The sequence below is a fragment of the Sinorhizobium sp. 6-70 genome, assembly GCF_030124375.1.
Lineage (GTDB): Bacteria > Pseudomonadota > Alphaproteobacteria > Rhizobiales > Rhizobiaceae > Sinorhizobium.
In genome coordinates, this window is sequence record NZ_JASKLS010000017.1 from 63,729 (window position 1) to 81,554 (window position 17,826).

Here is a 17,826-nt window from a genome sequence, read left to right on the forward strand (position 1 = left end):
CTCCCGAGAAGAGATGCAGCAGAACCGCACGATCAGCGTATGAGAGCGCCGCGATCACGTCAATCAAAGCCCGTTCGATACGAAGCCGCGCAGATGGCGGTCACGTCGCAAAGGGCGGTGCCGGTCGGGCGAAATCCGGGTTGAGCGGCGGCAGGGCCGCGGATCTCGCGGTTTCGCTTGGACCGGAGCGCAGCCAGTTCCGGCGGGCGGTCCTCAGCCCGTTTCGCAGCGCTCCGAAATCAGCCTTCGTCCGATCGCCGGACGGCTTGCCGTAGAGTGCCCTTTGGTGCTCGGCGAAGAGGCGCTGCGTCGCCGCATCCGCGAAGCGGTCGAGCCAGCGGGAAAGCGGGACGTTGCCGGACTTTCGTGACCAGGCGTCGAGCGTTTGGCTGAGGCGTGTGAGATCGTGGTCCCGGCAAGCCTGTTCGATGCGACGGAAATATTCCCGTTCCGAGTCGAGCCGGCGGCGATGCCAGGCTTCGCCCCAGGACTCCGCGCGGCTGAGCAAGCGGGCGGCCAGCCAGATGAGTAGGGCAGCGACAATTGTCGCGGCGCCGACGCCGGCCCACAAGCGCCAATCGAATGGGGGCTTCTGCGGCACCGGTGCCGGCGGGCCAAGCCCCGTGTCGACCGTCGGCGCGGCGGCGACGGTCACCGCGACCATCGACGCTTCCGCCTGCTCGATGTTTCCGGTCTGAGGATCGAACCATTCGATGTCGATCGCCGGGAGCCGATAGGATCCGGCTTGCGCGAAGACATAGGTTGCGGTGTCCTTGCGAACCCCGGCCACGGGCTCGCCCCGGGGCGTTCGTTCCTCCGAAAGCGCCGGGTCGTGGGCATAGACCCGAGCGCCCGCCGGCGATCCGAAGTTCGGTTCCGGAATCATCATGGCATCGAGCCCCTCGGCGCGGACCGTGATCGTTCTCACCAGCGCATCGCCCGCGTGCAGGCCGCTCGCATCACGGTCGAGCGCCTGGTCGACCGTGACCTTCACAGCGGTCACGCCGGCCTTTCCGTCGGCGGTGCCAGGCGCGGCCTCGACGGTAAACTTGAGCGGCGGGAGCGTGACCTTGCCCTCGGTGAGCCGGCCCGGCACGGCGGCATAACCGAAGGGAATTTCGGCCGGCGGCAAGGTGTAGTCGCCGGCGGTCTGAGGCGTCACGACATAGCTCTTGCGGATGCCCGAAACGCTCTCGCCGTTCACGGTTTCGTTGAGGTTTACGCCGCTTCCGTCAGGGATCGTCACCACGGCGCCGGAAAGATCGAATAGGGGAAACTGCGGCGGGGTCATGAAGTAGTTGGGAACGAAGACATCGACGTCGATATGAACTTCCTGGCCGGTATAGAGCGTACCTTTCGTCGCAAGCGTCGCGCGGGCGAAGGGATCGGCGGCGGAGGCAAGACTCGCGGGCACCAGCCAGCAGGCGAGCAGGACGAGCGCGAAAGCGAAGAAGCCTGTCACGGGCCGGATCATGGCACGTCCTCCCTGGCCTCGATCGCGAACTTTCGAGCAAGCAGATCGGCTGGCGACACCTGGATGTTGCGCATCCACATGTCAGCGGTCTGCTCGCCAGCCTGGACAGTGCCTTCCTTGCCTTTCTCTCCCTTCTCGTCGATCTGGACCTGATCGGGAGGAAGGTCAGCGCCCTGTTCTTGCTGCTCCTCCTCTTCCTGCTTCTCCTTTGCCTTGTTCCGCTTTTCGGCGAGCGCCAGATTTGCCTTTGCCTCCGCCCAATCGCGGCGCAGCTTCAGGGCCTGCCCGTAGGCCGCGACCGCCTCTTTCGGCTTGTCGAGATGCATCAGTGCATTGCCCTGATTGTAATAGCTTTCGGCTGTGTCTTTCTGCGCAAAGGCGTCGATCGCGTCCTGGAAGCGCCCGGCGCGGTAGAGCGCGACGCCGCGCCAGGCAGGATCGGCGAAGTGCTCAGCAGCATCCTGGAAGTCTCCGCGTTCGAAGGCGCGCCGGCCCTGTTGGTCCGGCGTGAACCACAGGTCGCTGAAGTCGGCAGCGTCCGCCTTGCCGCCAGCAAGCGCCATACCCGCGACGAGCAGGAAGCCGGCCCAGCGTACCGTCCAGCCGCGCCGGAACCAGAGCGCAGCGAAAAGAGCGATCGGGATCGTCAGCCACCAGCCGGCGTCGCGCCAGCGGGTCTGTCCTTCCGCCACTTTCTGCGCGAAGGCAGACTGGATGCGGCGGGCGATCCAGCGGACATCGCTGTCGTCGGGGGTCGCGGTCGCAACCTGAACTCTCGAGCCATTCTGCAGCGCCTTGAGTGCATCGATATCGAGGCGCGCGTGGACGCGCGCGCCGGACGCATCGGTGAGGTAACCACCGTCGGCCGTCTTTACCGGCCCGCCTTCCGCCGTGCCGATCCCGAGCACCATCAGATCGTTGCGGCCCTTGTATTGTTCGAAAGCCGGAAACGCCTTGCGTTCGACGCCGTCGGTCAAAAAGAGGATGGTGCCGGGAACGGTCTCGTTGGCAAGGCCGGCTTCGACGGCTTGAAGCGCCTTCGCCGTATCCTTGCCCTCCACCGGCATGATGCCCGGAGAAAGTGCAGCGATATAGGTCCTTACAAGCGCGGCGTCGTCGGTCAAAGGCAGCACCATGTGAGCCGAACCGGCATAGGCGAAGAGCGCCGTGCGCGCGCCCCTTCTGAGGTCAAGAATGTCCCGCACTTTCAGCTTTGCGCGTTCAAGCCGCGTCGGCGACACATCCGTCGCGTTCATCGTTGCGGTGAGATCGATGGCGATCGCAAGTGGCGCCGTATCCTCGACGAAAGGCGGGCGTTCGCGCTCCCAGGTCGGGCCGGCCGCCGCAATTGCAGCGACGGCGATCAGCGCGGCGGTCAGATGTACAGGGCGAAAGCGATGCGAGCCGCCGCGGTCGATCAACAGGTGGCCGAGCAGGTGCGGCGCAATCATGCCTTCCCAGCGCGAGCGGATATCGGTACGGCGGCCGATCAGCCGGACGAGGAGCGGCGCCGCAAGCAGGGCGAGAAGCCACCAGGGTCTGAGGAAATGGACGTCCGCGATCATCTGCCGACCTCGCTTTCCCGACGCGCTGCACCGCCCGACGAAAGCAGCCACATGATGGCGTGATAGGCGACGACGATGATGAGTGATGCGCCCAGGGGATAGTAGAACAGTTCGATGCGCGGACGCCAGGAAAGCGTCTTCTGGTTTGCCGGCGTCAACTGGTCGAGCAGCCCGTAAATGGTTTCGAGCCCGACCTGATCCTGTCCGAAGAAGTAGTGGCCGCCGGTCTTCGTGGCGATCTGCTGGAGCACGGTGGTGTCGAGCTTCTGCTCGCCCTCCGCATTTGGATCGCCGATCCCGACCGCATGGATGGTGATGCGGCGTTCGCCGGCGATGTCGGCCGCCTTGTCCGGCGGCATCTTGCTGGCGGTATCGTTGCCATCGGTCAAGACGATGAGAACCTTGTCGGGTGCTTCGCTCTGGTCGAACATCTTGATGGCAAGGCCGATGGCGTCGCCGAGCGCCGTGCGGGGCCCGGCCATGCCGGGCAGGCTATCGGCGAGTATCGCCTCGACCGTCTGGTGGTCGAGCGTGAAGGGCACGAGCGGATAGGGGGCATCGCCAAAGGCGATGAGGCCAAGGCGATCGCTCGGCCTGCGGCCGATGAAGTCGGCGACCACCTTGTGAACCGCATCGACGCGGGCCTCAAGGTTTCCGTCGGGATCGCGGAAATCGCGCGTGTCCATCGACTGGGAGAGGTCGATGGCAAGCATGAGATCGCGCTGCGGCTCGGTCTTCTCGATCGGCTGCTCGATGAATTGCGGGCGTGCCAGCGCCAGCACGATCAACCCCCAGCAAACCGGTGCGATAAGCTTCTGCCCGAGATTGGATCGCGGCACCACCGAACCTTCCGTCGCGCCGACACCAGCCGCATCTGTGATATCCTTGAAAAAGGGGATGCGGACGGCCGGCGTGTGCTCACGATAGGGCGGGAGAAGCCACCAGACGAGGAACGGCAGCGCTAGAAGAAAAAGCAGCCAGGGATGGTCAAGCACGTACATCGTGACCCTCGATCCATTGCCGGGCCGCTGCCGCTAAGGCTCTCGCGCTCTTCTCGTCGGTCAGCCGCAACGCGTCCTCGCCGCGATATTCGGCCTCCTCGAAGAAGCGGGCGAATTCGGGCGAAAGGCGAGTTCCGCCCGAGCGCGCGGCGAGAAAACCGACCCAAAGGGGTCCATTGAGATCCGCGACGGTTTCGCGCGGCCAGGCGACGAGCGCCACGCGTTTCAAAAGCGGAGGCAACTGGGCGAGCGCCATGCCGCGCGTCGCGTGGTCAACAAGATACTGTTCGATCCCGGCAAGCTCGGAAAGCGCCTCGCGGCGATAGCGATTGGTGGCGCGACGGCGCAGCCACAGCCATAACGCCACGGCGACAGCCGCGAGAAGGATGGCGCCAAGCACCGCCCAACCCCATGTCTGCGGCAGCATTGAGACCGGTGCCGGCAGCGCGACGTCCGCCAAGGCCCGCAACGTTGCTGCCAGTGCAGGATCGGTTGTAGCGGGGGCGGCCGGTTCCATCGCTATCGCCTCCTTTGCCGCCATCCGAGCTGCCCCAGAAGACGGCGGAGCTGCGGCGCGACGTCCTCGGCGGCCGAGAGCGGCAGCATCGGTAGGCCCATTTCCTGCTGCCAGGCGCGGAGCGCCCGGCCGCGCTTGCGGGCGAAGCTGTCGATCGCTTCGCGCACGTTGCCGCGGCCGAGCTGCAGCTCTGCCTGAAGCGCGCCGCCGCTGACGACGAGGTCTCCCTTGCGTGGCAATTCGAGCAGGAACGGATCGTAGATCAGAATGACGACGACATCGTTGTGCATCGACAGATTGAGCAGCGTCTCGCGCGTGTCGAGGCCATAACCGTCGAAGTCGCTGATCACGATGAGGAGGTGATCGTGCTTGGCGATGGCGGCGACGGTCGAAAGAACGAGATCGAGTTGGTCCGCTCCCCGGGCAGTTTCGGACGCAGCGTGAAGCGAGGTGTTGTGCCTGGCGATCGCGTTCGCAAAGCGGATGACGGCCTCGCGGCTGCGATGCGGGCGGATCTCGTCGACTGCTTCGTCGCCGAAGACGAAGCCACCGACGCGGTCGCCAAGCGCCATGACGCGCCAGGCGCAAAGCGCCGCGGTCTGTGCCGCCGCCACGGATTTCATCGCGCGGCGACTGCCGAAGAACATGTTCATTCGCTGGTCGACGACGATCAGCGCCGGCCGGTCCTTCTCCTCGTCGTAGACACGGACGGCCGGCCTGCCGGTGCGCGCCGTCACGCGCCAGTCGATCGTGCGGATGTCGTCGCCGGGCAGATAGTCGCGCAACTCCTCGAAAGAGAGGCCGCGCCCGCGCATGCGCGATTCATGACGCCCGGCGAGCAGGCGGCGGACAGGTGCCTTGCGCAGGAACGCCAGATCGCAGGCGGTCGCTTCCAGTCCGATCAGTTCTTCGACAGAGGTATAGACGCCCGAACCCGCTTCGCTGCGCGTCCGCGTGATGCCTTTCGATCGGGCAAAGGCCGGTATGGATATGCCCATCGCAAGTCTCCATCCTGGATCACGTTAAGTCAGGGCGGGATGCGGGCGGAAAACCGCACGCACTTTTCCTCATCCCGCTCTACAGCGCCGCGCGTCCTTCAGGACGCACAAAGGACGCTGTAAGTCTTTGAATCTACGCATCGTGCTTTCCGAAAATCGATTCCGATTTTCGGGCCGATGCGCTAAGCCACCGCCACCTGCTCGACGATCCTGTCGATGACCTGGTTGGCGGAAATGCCGCCGGCATGCGCCTCGTAGGAGAGCACGAGGCGGTGCCGGAATACGTCGTGGACGGTCGCCTGCACATCGTCGGGCGTGACGAAGTCGCGTCCCTTCAGCCAGGCATGCGCGCGTGACACCTTGTCGAGGCCGATGACGCCGCGCGGGCTGACACCCACCTGGATCCATTTGCCAAGCTCGTTGTCGAGCTTGTCCGGATAGCGCGTCGCCATCACCAGTGCGACGATGTAGTTTTCGATCGCCTCCGACACCGTGACGGCGGCAATCTCTTCGCGGGCGGCGAAGACTGCATTCTGCGCGAGCTTCTCGGCCGCGTGGCCGTCGGCTCCTGTCGCGGTCTCCTCGGAACGCACGAGCCGCATGATGTCGGCTTCCGACTTCGCGTCCGGATAGTCGACCTGCACATGCATCAGGAAGCGGTCGAGCTGCGCTTCGGGGAGCGGATAGGTCCCCTCCTGCTCGATCGGGTTCTGGGTCGCCATCACCAGGAAGAGATCGGGGAGGCCATGGCTCTTGCCGCCGACGGTGACCTGCCGCTCCTCCATCGCTTCGAGCAGCGCCGATTGCACCTTCGCCGGCGCGCGATTGACCTCGTCGGCAAGCACCAGGTTGGCGAAGACCGGTCCCTCCTGGAAGCGGAACTCTCCTTTGCCGCCTTCGGTGAAATAGACCTCGGAGCCGGTGATGTCGGCCGGCAAGAGGTCGGGTGTGAACTGGATGCGCGACAGCCTGGCGTCGAGGTTCTTCGCCATGCTCTTGATGGCGCGTGTCTTGGCGAGGCCAGGCAATCCTTCGACGAGCAGGTGACCGTTGCTGATGAGACCGAGCAGCAGACGCTCGATCATGCCCTGCTGGCCGACGATCGCCGCGCCGATCCGCTTGCCGAGTTGCTCGATGTCGTCGCGCGCACCCATCAGACCATGCCCCTTCGTCCAATTGCGACCGGTTTTGCTTGCATTATCATAGAGCTTAGCGAGCCGGGAACGGATCGGAAGAACGTAACAGTAACGAAGGCCGGGGGAACGTTCAATTTTGGGCGTTTGGTCAGTCGCTCCGGACCTTCGTAACCGTAACGTACTTGGAGGGCAGAGGATCGCGCCTAGAGTAGGTGGCGAGGTCGGACTGTGTGACGCAAGGTCGATGAGGTGACGCATGAACATTCCGCTCGATCGATCGGCGGGCGATGAATCGCCGATGGCGATCGCCGCCCGCGAGCAGGTCTGGATCGAAGGCGGTACCTTCGTCATGGGATCGGACCGTCACTATCCTGAGGAAGCGCCCGCGCATCCGGTGAAAGTGGATGCATTCTGGATCGACGTCGCGCCGGTCACCAACCGGCAGTTCGCGGAATTCATCGAGGCGACCGGCTATGTGACGCTCGCCGAAAGGCCGTCCGATCCGAAGGACTATCCGGGCGCACCGGCGCACATGCTGAAAGCCGGATCGGTCGTTTTCGATCCGCCAAAGCGGATAACAAGTCGTGACCCCTCGCAATGGTGGGATTTCAAGTTCGGGGCGAACTGGCGCCGGCCCTATGGGGGCCTGAGCAATCTGCGCGGAAAACTCGACCACCCGGTCGTCCAGATCGCCTATGCCGACGCCAGAGCCTATGCGGCCTGGGCGGGCAAGGATCTGCCTACCGAGGCCGAATGGGAGTTCGCCGCAAAGGGCGGCCTCGAAGGCGCGGAATTCGCCTGGGGCGATGCACTTGTTCCGGACGGCCGGTTCATGGCCAATACCTGGCACGGCATGTTTCCGACCGAAAATCTCAAGCCCGACGGCTTCGAGCGGACGTCGCCGGTCGGCAGTTTCCCGCCGAACGGCTACGGGCTCTACGACATGATCGGCAATGTCTGGGAATGGACGAGTGACTACTGGTCCTCTGCTCATCCGGCACCGGCGCAAAGGGCCTGCTGCGTTCCCGCCAATCCGCGCGGAGGCAGCGCGGAAGAGAGCCTTGACCCGACGCAACCGCAGATCCGTATCGCCAGGCGGGTGGTCAAGGGCGGATCGCATCTCTGTGCGCCGAACTATTGCCGGCGCTACCGGCCGGCGGCGCGCCACGCACAGGAAGAGAACTCGGCGACGACCCACATCGGGTTCCGTTGCGTGCGACGGCCATAACGCCCGCCGGAACGTCCCCTCGAGGAGAGACCAACATGACCGCAGGTGCCAGATCCGGAATGTCGGCTGCCGCGACCGCCTGCATCGGCGATCATCGGCCGCCATTTCTCTCGATCTTTTTTGCACTGCTGGCGCTGGTCCTTGCGATGCCGGCGGCGTTCGCGGCCGACACTCCACCCGCCGACCTGCCTTCATGGAACGACGGTGACACGAAGTCGGCGATCGTCGGTTTCGTTACGCGGGTGACGACGGAGGGCGGGTCCGATTATGTCGCGGAGCCTGACCGCATCGCTGTCTTCGATAATGACGGCACGCTCTGGACGGAGCAACCCAACTACTTCCAGGCGCTGTTCATCAACGATCGCGTCAAGGCGCTCGCGCCGGAGCATCCGGAATGGAAGGAAAAGGAGCCCTTCGCATCGCTGTTGAAGGGCGACATGGCCGGCGTGGCCGCGTCGGGCGAGAAGGGTATCGCCGAGTTGGCGATGACGACGCACGCGGGCATGACGACGGAGGCGTTCAACAAGATCGTCACGGACTGGTTTGCGACGGCAAGGCACCCGCGTTTCGACCGACCATACAACGAGATCACCTATCTGCCGATGCGGGAGCTTCTCGATTACCTGAGGGCGAACGGGTTCAGGACCTATATCGTTTCCGGCGGCGGCATCGAGTTCATGCGGCCGATGACCGAAGAGATGTACGGGATTCCGCCGGAGCAGGTCATCGGCAGTAGCATCACGACCAAATACCAGCTGGAAGGCGACACACCGGTTTTGATGCGTGAACCGACGGTCGACTTCATCGACGACGGTCCGGGCAAGCCTGTCGGCATCAACAAGTTCATCGGGCGCCGTCCGATCTTTGTTGCCGGCAATTCCGACGGTGACTACGAAATGCTTCGCTGGGTGACGTCGGGCCCCGGGGCCCGCTTCGGCCTGATCGTGCATCACACTGACGGCGAGCGCGAATGGGCCTATGACCGCCGGTCTCATATAGGCAAGCTGGACAAGGCCTTGACCGAGGCTCCTGAGCGCGGCTGGCAACTGGTCGACATGAAGGCCGATTGGAACCGCATATACGCATTCGAGAAATAGCAGGGCGCCAGGCCCTCGACGATGCGTGTTGCGGGCGGCGATCGCCTGGGCCCGCCGAGTGAGGCGTCCGGCGAGACCAGTTCGTATCCGTGTTACCGTTACGTACTTCCATGCGGGCCGTTGCATCGGCCATCATTTGCCCCTCGGAAACACTTGGCAATGGTTTGTGTGTCGGCGTCCCTCGATCCAACACGGCCTTCAGGCACCCGTGCGGTCAGGGCTGCACTTGCCAGACCGCCACGCAGCGCATGCGAGGGAAATGGCTCGGGACCCAAACGCGGCTGAGGTTGGTGGATGCCAATGTCCGGCGAACACAGGCAGCGAGGATTGCTGAAGCTGATGCTGAAGTTGCCCGTGCTCCGGGGCAAGCTTCAGTTGCTGAGCGCCAAGAATTCGTCGGTCCACAGTCTTTTCGAGGCCTATGACGAAGCGACTTCCGTGCTCGACAGACAGCGCAGCGGCCAATTGCAGGACAGAGCCGTCCTTGCGGAATACGAGCTGATCTGCCGTGAAATAGAAGAGGAGGTCATCGCGATCTGTCTCTTCAATGAAGATCAGGACATGCCCGGCTCCTGAGGCGTGATGCCATTGCGGCTGGAAGTCAGCTTCCCCGCATCCAGGGATCGTCAGCTATTCAACATGATGTGATCGCGAAACGTCCTGATCTTTATCAAGAATCCCCTTCCCGTTCTGGTAGTAACGGACTAATGTTCTTTCCGCAATTGCACTCCCTTGCCGTTTGCCAAACAACCGGATGAGAGCGATGGACGCCGGAGAGGACAGCGAACACGTCGCGCAGTGCAGGGTTGCCGAGAGCGACGTGCGTGTCGAGACGGAGCGACTGCTGGACGACGCTCGGTTTCACGCGACGGAGCGCCATAGGAAGCTTCTGAAATACCTGGTGGACGAGTTCCTCGCGGGGCGTTCGGCGACGGTGAAGGCCTATTCCATCGCGGTTGATGTCTTCGGCCGGCCCAGTTCCTTCGATCCGAATGTCGACCCGATCGTTCGCGTCGAGGTCTCCCGCCTGCGCGCGGCACTGGCTCGATATTATGAAACCGTGGGCCAACAGGCGCCGCTCAGGATCGAGCTTCCGCGGGGCAACTACAGGCCGCAGTTCATAGCACTTTCAGAAGCGCCGGAACCTTCTCAACCAGGGGATGCGCCGCCGTTCGGGTCCGAGACCCGGGATGAAGCGCAACAGACGCCCGCGCAACAATCGCGGATTGTCCGCCGGGGCCTCTTCGCCGCCTGCGCCGGCCTCACGGTCGCGGCTCTCGCCGCGGTCTATGGCATGGCCACAGGCCATCTCGGCTGGCCGCCTGCGCGTTCCGTGAAGCCGACGATCATCGTCGATGTACGAGGGGAGCCCGCGGCCGCACCGGCTGTGTACCGGCTCGAAGAGTCGCTCGTGCATGCGCTCTCACAATTCTCCACGGTCAGGACGTTCACGCAGCCGCGGCAGGCGGATGTTGATACGGCAGCGATCACGGGAGACATTTCGACCGTGCATCCGCTGCTGCCGAAGAGCAATGCCTACAGGCTTTCGGTGACTCATGGCGACGCGGCCGGTCCCGGGGGTGTCTCCTGGCAGGTTATCGACATGCGGACCAACGAAACGCTGCGATCCGGCGTCGCCGAAGCCGGGAACGGGCACAGCGATGCGGCCGGCGCGCACCAGGATCTCGTCGTCAAGCTTGCGCGCACGGTTGCCGGCGATCAGGGGATCGTCACCAGCCTCGAGGCCGCGCGTCAACTCACCAACCCTTCCCTTGGCTATGGCTGCGTGCTGCTCGCCGATATTGCGCTCGCGCGCGCCGACAGCGAAAGCATGCTTGCCGCACAGAGTTGTCTCGAGCGGTCGTTGACCTACCAGGAAAACGATGCCGAGGTCTTGGCAAGCCTTGCCACGGTTCTCGTTGCGGGGGCGATGGGTAATTCCTCGGTCGTCACCGAAAGGGCGTTGAAGCTCGCCGACAGGGCAACGGCACTCGCGCCGCAGTCCAGTCAGAGCTATGCGGCGCAGATGATGGTGCGCTTTGCCGCCGGCGAAACCGAAGCCGCATTTCTTTCCGGCCGACGCGCCGCGTCGCTGAGCCCGCTGGATGACTCCGTCCTCGCCCGGCTCGGTTATCTGTTGTTCGTCAGCGGGCAATGGCAGGAAGGTGTGAAGCTTGCGCGCTCTGCCGGCCAGAACAACGAATATGTCCAGCGGGCCGCTGTGCTGACGCTGGCATTGGAAGACTACAGAAATGGCAACTACGGCGAGGCGTTGCGGCGGGCGCGCCAACTGGCGAGCCCGTCGGATATTACGGTCAGCATTCTGAGGATCGCGGCCGCGGGGCAATTGGGTCTTCAGGAGGAGGCAACCAATGCCATGGAGGAATTGCGCAGCCACGTCGAAAGGTTCGAGCCCGTGCTGCGTCGGCAGATGTGGGCGCAGCATTTCTCTCCCGAGCTCGTACGACGGATCGAAGCCGGCTTGCGCAAGGCGGGCATACGTTTATCGAGCGGTTCCTGAGACGACGCTTTGGCGACGGTCGGAAAAGCGATCGGACGCCTGCTGGGCCGCCGCTGTGAGCCAACGGCATCGGGCGAACGCTGCGGCGAGACTTCCACGGCAGGTTGCGGAATGCCTTACTCTTTCGGCAGTTCTGGCCTATATTAGAGAGCGGTCAAATTTAAGCATTTGGATCGCTTCGGCGCAGAATGATCGCGATCCAAAGGAACCCAGAGGTTGTGGCGGCGGATGTCCCGAATCCTCATCCTGCTCATGGCATTGATATCGGCGTTCGCGTCTCCTGTCCCTTCGGCATCCGGCGCCGAGCGTCTGGCGATGGTCCTGCATGTGAACGGCGCGATCAGCCCGGCGACTGCGGAATATGTGACGCGCGGCCTTGAACGGGCCGATGAGCGTGGCGTCTCCCTCGTCATATTGCAGATGGACACGCCAGGCGGCCTCGACACGTCGATGCGCGACATCATCCGCGCCATTCTCGATTCGTCCGTGCCGGTCGCAAGTTTCGTGGCGCCGAGCGGAGCGAGGGCGGCGAGCGCCGGTACCTATATTCTCTACGCCAGCCATGTCGCGGCGATGGCCCCGGGTACCAATCTGGGTGCTGCGACACCGATCGCAATCGGTGGTGGTCTGTTCGGCGACGGCGACGAGGGCGACAAGGGTGGTTCCGGCGAGGCTGACAAGCAGAGTGGCGCAAAGCAGCCGGCCAATGCTGGCGAAGCGAAAATGATAAACGATGCGGTCGCCTACATCCGCGGTCTGGCCGAGTTGCGCAACCGCAACGCCGATTGGGGTGAGCGCGCCGTGCGGGAGGCTGCAAGCCTTTCGTCGACGGCGGCCGTCCGTGAAAAGGTTGTTGATTTCATCGCCGTCAACATCGAGGACCTGCTGAAGCAGGCGCATGGCCGCACGGTTCGTGTCGGGCAGGCGGATATCCGCCTCGACACGGCGGGGCTCGCCGTCGAGGAGGCTTTGCCCGATTGGCGGACCCGCCTCCTGTCTGTGATCACCGATCCGAATGTCGCGCTGCTTCTCATGATCGTCGGCATCTATGGATTGATCTTCGAATTTCTGACACCCGGAACGGTGCTGCCCGGCACGATCGGCGGCATAAGCCTTCTGCTCGGGCTCTACGCACTCGCGGTGCTGCCGGTGAGTTACGCCGGCATCGGACTGATCATCCTTGGCGTGGGGCTGCTGGTGGCCGAGGCCCATGCGCCGTCGTTCGGGGCGCTTGGGCTCGGCGGCGGGGTCGCGCTGGTGCTGGGCGCCGCCATCCTGTTCGACACGGACGTGCCGGGCCTGCAGGTCTCCTGGCCGGTCTTGGGCGGCGTCGCGATCGCAAGCCTCGCCTTCAGCGCTCTCGTTGCCCGGCTTGCCTACATCTCGCGCCGGCACAAGGTCGTCACCGGCGGGGAGCAGATGATCGGCATTTCCGGCACAGTCGATAGCTGGACGGGCGGCACAGGCTACGTCATCGCCCGCGGCGAACGCTGGAAGGCGGTCAGCGGCGAGCCGCTCGCAGTCGGGGAAGACGTGACGGTCATAGACCGCAACGGATTGACGCTGAAAGTTGCGCGCAGCGCGTCGCAAACCTAGGGCGATTCCAGGAAAGTGGCAGGGAGAAGGTCATGGACATAGTCGGAAGTCTCGCCCCGTTCATCGCGGCGCTTGTGGTACTGCTCATCGTCATTGCCTACGCGATCAGGATCCTGCGCGAATATGAACGCGGCGTCATCTTCACACTGGGCCGGTTTACCGGGGTGAAGGGGCCGGGGCTGATCCTGCTCGTTCCCTATGTCCAGCAGATGGTGAGGGTCGATCTCAGGACGCGGGTGCTCGATGTGCCGAGCCAGGACGTCATTTCCCACGACAACGTTTCGGTCCGGGTGAGCGCGGTCATCTATTTCCGGGTGATCGACGCCGAAAAATCGACGATCCAGGTCGAGGATTTCATGGCGGCGACGAGCCAGCTCGCCCAGACGACCCTGCGCTCCGTGCTCGGCAAGCACGACCTCGACGAGATGCTGGCAGAGCGCGATAGGCTCAACGACGATATCCAGAAGATACTGGACGTCCAGACGGATGCCTGGGGCATCAAGGTCGCCACCGTCGAGATCAAGCATGTCGACATCAATGAGTCGATGATCCGGGCAATCGCGCGCCAGGCGGAAGCAGAACGCGAACGGCGAGCGAAAGTCATCAACGCCGAGGGCGAGCAGCAGGCGGCGGCGAAATTGCTCGAAGCGGCAGAAATTCTCGCCCGGCAGCCGCAGGCCATGCAATTGCGCTATCTCAGCACGCTGAACGTGATCGCCGCTGAAAAGAGCTCGACGATCATCTTTCCGTTCCCGATGGATCTGGCGAATATCCTGGCGAACAAGATGGGCGGTTAGTCTCTCGGCAGCCCCGCCGGCCGTAGCTGTTTCTTCAGCGCAGCGATGCGGAAGATGGCGTTGGCGGCGCCGTAGCCGCGATAGCCGCGCCGCTCCACGATCTCGAAGAAGAAACCCTCGCCATAGGTCGGACTGTAGAGCTGGAAGTACTCTCCGTGCTCGTCGCGGTCGTAAAGAATATTCGCGTTTTTCAAGCGCTCGCTCAGTTCCGGCTCGAGGGCGAAACGCGCCTCGATGTCGTCGTAGTAGTTCGACGAGATCGGCAGCGCGTGGAAGCCGTTTGCACGCAATGCCTCGGCCGCAGCGAAGATATCGTTGGTGGCAAAGGCGAGATGCTGGACGCCGGAGCCGAAGGTCTCGGCGATGAAATGCCCGGCGAGCGTGTTGCGGTTTTCGGCGCCGTTCAATGTGATGCGCAGCGAGCCTGCGTCATTCTCCACCACCTGGCTGCGCACTAGTCCGGCCGGGTCGATGATGTCGACCATCGGCGTCTTATGCACGTCGAGCAGCGAGCCGTAGAAGAGAAGCCAGGTCAGCATTTCGTCGTACCTGACGGTCTGGGCCACGTGGTCGACGGAGGTGAGGCCGGCCGGCATCGTCGATCGATCATCTGCCACGGGCTCGAATTCGATCTCCCAGATGCGCGCCAGCTCGGACTTTTCGTCGAGGAAATAGATGATGCCGCCGCCAACGCCGCGGATCGCCGGCACCGAAAGCTCGCCTGGGCCGACGGCCTGTGCGAAGGGTTCGGCGCCGAGCGCCTTTGCGCGCTCGACCGTCGCCGCGGCGTCACCGACCATCAGCCCGAAGGCGTAGGCCGACGTACCGTGGACCAGGTAGGAGGCGTTGGCGAACCCTTCGCGCTCCGTGTTGATGACCAGATTGATTGCGCCCTGGCGATAAAGCGCGACGCGTTTGCTCTTGTGCTTCGCGGTCTTCTGGAAGCCGAGCGTTCGGACCAGTGCCTCCAGTTCGGCCGCCTGCTCCTCCTCGGCGGCGAATTCGATGAAGGCGACGCCCTTGACCTCCGCAGGCGCCGGCATCGCAGGTACCGACAAGGGTGTGTCCGGTTCGGCGCGCTTGACCTGGTCGCCGAGATAGATCAGCGAGCGGCGGCCGTCGACCGCGATGGCCCCGGCATTGCCGCCGCGGAACTGGTCGTTGAAAATTTCCAGCGACAGATAGCCGTCATAGCCGGTCGCGGCGACGGCGCGCATGAAGTCGATGACCGGAAGATCACCTTCGCCGGGCATGTTGCGGAAATGCCGGCTCCAGTAGAGCAGGTCCATGTTGATCAGCGGCGCATCTGCGAGCTGGATGATGAAGATTTTTTCCTTCGGGATCGACCGGATCGAATTGACCTCGATCTTGCGGGAAAGCGTGTGGAAACTGTCGAGGATGAGGCCGACATTAGGGTGATCGGCGCGCCGGACGATCTCCCAGGCATCGCGATGGTCGTTGATGTGCCGGCCCCAGGCGAGCGCCTCATAACCGACCCTGAGGTTCCGCTTCGCCGCCCGCTCGCCGAGCTCGCGGAAATCGGCCGCCGCACGGTCGAGGCCGCCTTGGGCCGCCGGCGATACATTGGAGCAGACGAGCACGAGATCGGTGCCAAGCTCCTGCATCACGTCGAACTTGCGTTCGGCACGGTCGAAGGTTCGCGTGCGCAGCGGTTCCGGCATGCCCTCGAAATCGCGGAACGGCTGGAACAGGGTGATCTCGAGGCCGAAGTCGCGTGCCATGCGGCCCACCTCCCGCGGGCCTTCGTCGAAGGCGAGGAAATCGTTCTCGAAGATTTCCACACCGTCGAAGCCGGCTTTGGCGATCGCCTGCAGCTTGTCCTTGAGATCGCCGCTCAGCGAAACGGTGGCTATCGAGGTCTTCATCGTCCTGTCCTCGGTTGGGCGTCAGCCGGTCATCGACCTGAAATGCGTGAGCATCCGCGTTGCGTCGGGCTCGAGCCCGGTAAAGAGCCGAAAGGCGCCGACCGCCTGGAAGACGGCCATGCCACCGCCGTCGAGCGTGCGGCAGCCGCGCCGTCTCGCTTCCCGGAGCAGCGCCGTCTCCAGCGGGAAGTAGACGATCTCGGCGACCCAATGCCGTTCGTCGAGAAGCTCGGCGTCGAGCGGCAGCCCCGGATATTTCGTCATCCCGGTCGGTGTGGCGTGGATAAGACCCGATGCGTTCCGCATCGCGGCGGCGAGATCCGTGCCGGCCACAATGTCGGCCTTGGGAAAGATCGGCGAAAGCATCTCGGCAAGCGATTGCGCGCGCTCCGGCTCGCGGTCGAAGACGGTAAGCCGCCGCAAGCCGAGCGAAAGCGCGGCGTAGGCCGTCGCCACGCCCGCGCCGCCGGCGCCGAGCTGCACGGCCGCGCCGAGGTCCGCATCCGGCAGGCCGCGCCGGAAGCCTTCGGCGAAGCCCCACCAGTCCGTGTTGTGGCCGTACCGCCGGCCGCCCTTGAGGACGACGGTATTGACGGCGCCGAGCCGCCGGGCGTCGGGGGCGAGTTCATCGAGAAAGGAAATGATCGCCTGTTTGCAGGGATGGGTGATGTTGAGCCCGGCAAGGCCACACCGCTCTGCATCGGCGATGAGACGCGGCAAGTCGTCTTCCGTTGCGCCGAGCGCATTGAGATCGATCAGCTCGTATTCGTAGCGGAGCCCTTGGGCCGCGCCCTCGGCCATATGCATCGCCGGCGTCAGCGAGGCCTGGATGCCGGAGCCGATCAGGCCGGCCTTCAAGGATCTTACGAGCGTATCGGTCATGTTTCCCGTTCCATGTGTTTTCCGCGCCGACGGCATTCGCGGCGCTGATGAAGCCGGCCCGCCTTTCGCAACAGGCGGGCCGGCAGCTTTCTGCCGTTACTGGCCGCGCACGGTGCCGATTTCCTTGAAGAGGGCCTGCACCGTCTCCTGGCCGATGTCGGCGCTGAACTTGTCGATCAGCGGCTTGACGGCGTCGCGCAGGCGCTGCGTCTCCTCGGGGCTGAGCTCACTGACCTCCATGCCGGTCTTGCGGATTGCCTCGAGCGCCGCGGCATCCTGCTCGCGCGACACCTTGCGCTGGAAATCGCGCGCTTCGACCGCGGCCTGCTGCAGGACCGCCTTCTCCTCGTCATTGAGGCCGTCCCAGAACTTCTTCGAGATCAGCACGATCTGCGGGTTGTACTGGTGACGGGTCAGCGTCATGTACTTCTGCACCTCGTAGAACTTGGCGTTGAGGATATTCGCGGCGGGATTCTCCTGACCGTCGACGGTTCCCGTTTCGAGCGCGGTGTAGAGCTCGGTGTAGGGGAGCGGCACGGCGTTAGCGCCGAGGGAATTGAACAGCTCGACCGGGATCGGCGACTGGATCGTGCGGATCTTCAGCCCCTTGATGTCCTCGAGCTTGGTTACCGGATGGCGGTTATTGGTGAGATTGCGGAAGCCGAGTTCCCAATAGGCAAGCCCGACGAGGCCGGTGTCGGACAGGCGCTCGATCAGGCCTGTGCCGAACGGACCGTCCATCACCTTGTCAGCCTCCTCGCCGCTGTTGAACAGGAAGGGCAGGTCGACGGCGCCGAACTCCTTGACGTTGCTTGCGAGAATGCCGGCATTGAGCACCGTCATCTCGATCACGCCACCCTGCAGCGCCGAGACGGTCTGGACGTCGCCGCCGAGCGTGCCGCCGGGGAAGAGCTTCACATTGATCTTCCCGCCGCTCTTCTCGTTGACGAGTTCGGCGAACTTCTCCATGCCGGTCACCTGCGGGTGGCCCTTGTTGTTCGCCGAGGCGAATTTGATGGTCTGGTCGCGGATCTCGGCCTCCGCCGGTCCGCTCGCCAGCAGCGCCAGGGGCAGGGCGAGACCCAGCACCAGTTTCGTCATTCTGTTCAACATGTTTTCCTCCCAGGT

The 17,826-nt window shown here is 64.0% G+C and carries 15 protein-coding genes; 6 read left to right on the plus strand and 9 right to left on the minus strand.

What is annotated here, in order from left to right; translation table 11 throughout:
* Window positions 1-100: 100 nt before the first annotated feature.
* The 6 genes from QN222_RS25755 to QN222_RS25780 all read right to left on the minus strand — a co-directional run bounded on the left by QN222_RS25755 (window position 101) and on the right by QN222_RS25780 (window position 6,709).
* A complete protein-coding gene (locus QN222_RS25755) occupies window positions 101-1,474 on the minus strand; it encodes a BatD family protein (protein ID WP_283964455.1) in 1,374 nt (457 codons plus the stop codon).
* A complete protein-coding gene (locus QN222_RS25760) occupies window positions 1,471-3,039 on the minus strand; it encodes a VWA domain-containing protein (RefSeq protein WP_283964454.1) in 1,569 nt (522 codons plus the stop codon). Before QN222_RS25760 ends, QN222_RS25755 begins: the two co-directional genes overlap by 4 nt.
* Entirely contained in the window at window positions 3,036-4,040 is a 1,005-nt protein-coding gene (locus tag QN222_RS25765) for a VWA domain-containing protein (protein WP_283964453.1), read from the minus strand. Before QN222_RS25765 ends, QN222_RS25760 begins: the two co-directional genes overlap by 4 nt.
* The gene (locus QN222_RS25770; protein ID WP_283964452.1) at window positions 4,027-4,557 is read right to left on the minus strand and encodes a DUF4381 domain-containing protein; all 531 of its coding nucleotides are present in this window, start codon (window positions 4,555-4,557) and stop codon (window positions 4,027-4,029) included. Before QN222_RS25770 ends, QN222_RS25765 begins: the two co-directional genes overlap by 14 nt.
* A gap of 2 nt (window positions 4,558-4,559) precedes the next feature.
* Window positions 4,560-5,555, minus strand: coding sequence for a DUF58 domain-containing protein (locus QN222_RS25775; protein ID WP_283964451.1), 996 nt, complete (start codon window positions 5,553-5,555; stop codon window positions 4,560-4,562).
* A gap of 182 nt (window positions 5,556-5,737) precedes the next feature.
* The gene (locus tag QN222_RS25780) at window positions 5,738-6,709 is read right to left on the minus strand and encodes a MoxR family ATPase (RefSeq protein ID WP_283964450.1); all 972 of its coding nucleotides are present in this window, start codon (window positions 6,707-6,709) and stop codon (window positions 5,738-5,740) included.
* Between the two features lie 280 nt (window positions 6,710-6,989).
* Here QN222_RS25780 and QN222_RS25785 point away from each other — a divergent pair, with 280 nt between their 5' ends.
* From QN222_RS25785 to QN222_RS25810, 6 genes are all read left to right on the plus strand, one after another.
* Window positions 6,990-7,919, plus strand: coding sequence for a formylglycine-generating enzyme family protein (locus QN222_RS25785; protein ID WP_283964471.1), 930 nt, complete (start codon window positions 6,990-6,992; stop codon window positions 7,917-7,919).
* A 146-nt stretch (window positions 7,920-8,065) separates the two neighbouring features.
* Window positions 8,066-9,016 carry an HAD family hydrolase gene (locus QN222_RS25790; RefSeq protein ID WP_283964470.1) on the plus strand — a complete coding sequence of 317 codons (951 nt, stop codon included), beginning with the start codon at window positions 8,066-8,068 and terminating at the stop codon, window positions 9,014-9,016.
* Window positions 9,017-9,316: 300 nt separating this feature from the next.
* Window positions 9,317-9,592, plus strand: coding sequence for a hypothetical protein (locus tag QN222_RS25795; RefSeq protein WP_283964449.1), 276 nt, complete (start codon window positions 9,317-9,319; stop codon window positions 9,590-9,592).
* A gap of 187 nt (window positions 9,593-9,779) precedes the next feature.
* Entirely contained in the window at window positions 9,780-11,537 is a 1,758-nt protein-coding gene (locus tag QN222_RS25800) for a hypothetical protein (RefSeq protein ID WP_284005647.1), read from the plus strand.
* Window positions 11,538-11,765: 228 nt separating this feature from the next.
* Window positions 11,766-13,133 (plus strand): nodulation protein NfeD, encoded by a 1,368-nt coding sequence (locus tag QN222_RS25805; protein WP_283963574.1) that lies wholly within the window; start codon window positions 11,766-11,768, stop codon window positions 13,131-13,133.
* Between the two features lie 32 nt (window positions 13,134-13,165).
* Complete coding sequence (locus tag QN222_RS25810) at window positions 13,166-13,930, plus strand: slipin family protein (protein ID WP_283963573.1); 765 nt, start codon at window positions 13,166-13,168, stop codon at window positions 13,928-13,930.
* On the opposite strand, the gene QN222_RS25815 is transcribed toward QN222_RS25810, so the two are convergent.
* From QN222_RS25815 to QN222_RS25825, 3 genes are all read right to left on the minus strand, one after another.
* A complete protein-coding gene (locus tag QN222_RS25815; protein WP_283963572.1) occupies window positions 13,927-15,816 on the minus strand; it encodes a sugar phosphate isomerase/epimerase and 4-hydroxyphenylpyruvate domain-containing protein in 1,890 nt (629 codons plus the stop codon). The genes QN222_RS25810 and QN222_RS25815 overlap by 4 nt on opposite strands.
* 21 nt (window positions 15,817-15,837) lie before the next feature.
* Window positions 15,838-16,698, minus strand: a complete 861-nt coding sequence (locus QN222_RS25820) for a shikimate dehydrogenase (protein ID WP_283963571.1) — start codon at window positions 16,696-16,698, stop codon at window positions 15,838-15,840.
* Between the two features lie 96 nt (window positions 16,699-16,794).
* On the minus strand, window positions 16,795-17,811 hold the full coding sequence (locus QN222_RS25825) for a TRAP transporter substrate-binding protein (protein WP_283963570.1): 1,017 nt from the start codon (window positions 17,809-17,811) through the stop codon (window positions 16,795-16,797).
* Between the last annotated feature and the right edge of the window lie 15 nt (window positions 17,812-17,826).

Coding starts and splice junctions, on each gene's coding strand:
- QN222_RS25755 (WP_283964455.1), bottom strand. CDS start 1,474: ATGATCCGGCCCGTGACAGGCTTCTTCGCTTTCGCGCTCGTCCTGCTC.
- QN222_RS25760 (WP_283964454.1), bottom strand. CDS start 3,039: ATGATCGCGGACGTCCATTTCCTCAGACCCTGGTGGCTTCTCGCCCTG.
- QN222_RS25765 (WP_283964453.1), bottom strand. CDS start 4,040: ATGTACGTGCTTGACCATCCCTGGCTGCTTTTTCTTCTAGCGCTGCCG.
- QN222_RS25770 (WP_283964452.1), bottom strand. CDS start 4,557: ATGGAACCGGCCGCCCCCGCTACAACCGATCCTGCACTGGCAGCAACG.
- QN222_RS25775 (WP_283964451.1), bottom strand. CDS start 5,555: ATGGGCATATCCATACCGGCCTTTGCCCGATCGAAAGGCATCACGCGG.
- QN222_RS25780 (WP_283964450.1), bottom strand. CDS start 6,709: ATGGGTGCGCGCGACGACATCGAGCAACTCGGCAAGCGGATCGGCGCG.
- QN222_RS25785 (WP_283964471.1), top strand. CDS start 6,990: ATGGCGATCGCCGCCCGCGAGCAGGTCTGGATCGAAGGCGGTACCTTC.
- QN222_RS25790 (WP_283964470.1), top strand. CDS start 8,066: ATGCCGGCGGCGTTCGCGGCCGACACTCCACCCGCCGACCTGCCTTCA.
- QN222_RS25795 (WP_283964449.1), top strand. CDS start 9,317: ATGTCCGGCGAACACAGGCAGCGAGGATTGCTGAAGCTGATGCTGAAG.
- QN222_RS25800 (WP_284005647.1), top strand. CDS start 9,780: ATGGACGCCGGAGAGGACAGCGAACACGTCGCGCAGTGCAGGGTTGCC.
- QN222_RS25805 (WP_283963574.1), top strand. CDS start 11,766: ATGTCCCGAATCCTCATCCTGCTCATGGCATTGATATCGGCGTTCGCG.
- QN222_RS25810 (WP_283963573.1), top strand. CDS start 13,166: ATGGACATAGTCGGAAGTCTCGCCCCGTTCATCGCGGCGCTTGTGGTA.
- QN222_RS25815 (WP_283963572.1), bottom strand. CDS start 15,816: ATGAAGACCTCGATAGCCACCGTTTCGCTGAGCGGCGATCTCAAGGAC.
- QN222_RS25820 (WP_283963571.1), bottom strand. CDS start 16,698: ATGACCGATACGCTCGTAAGATCCTTGAAGGCCGGCCTGATCGGCTCC.
- QN222_RS25825 (WP_283963570.1), bottom strand. CDS start 17,811: ATGTTGAACAGAATGACGAAACTGGTGCTGGGTCTCGCCCTGCCCCTG.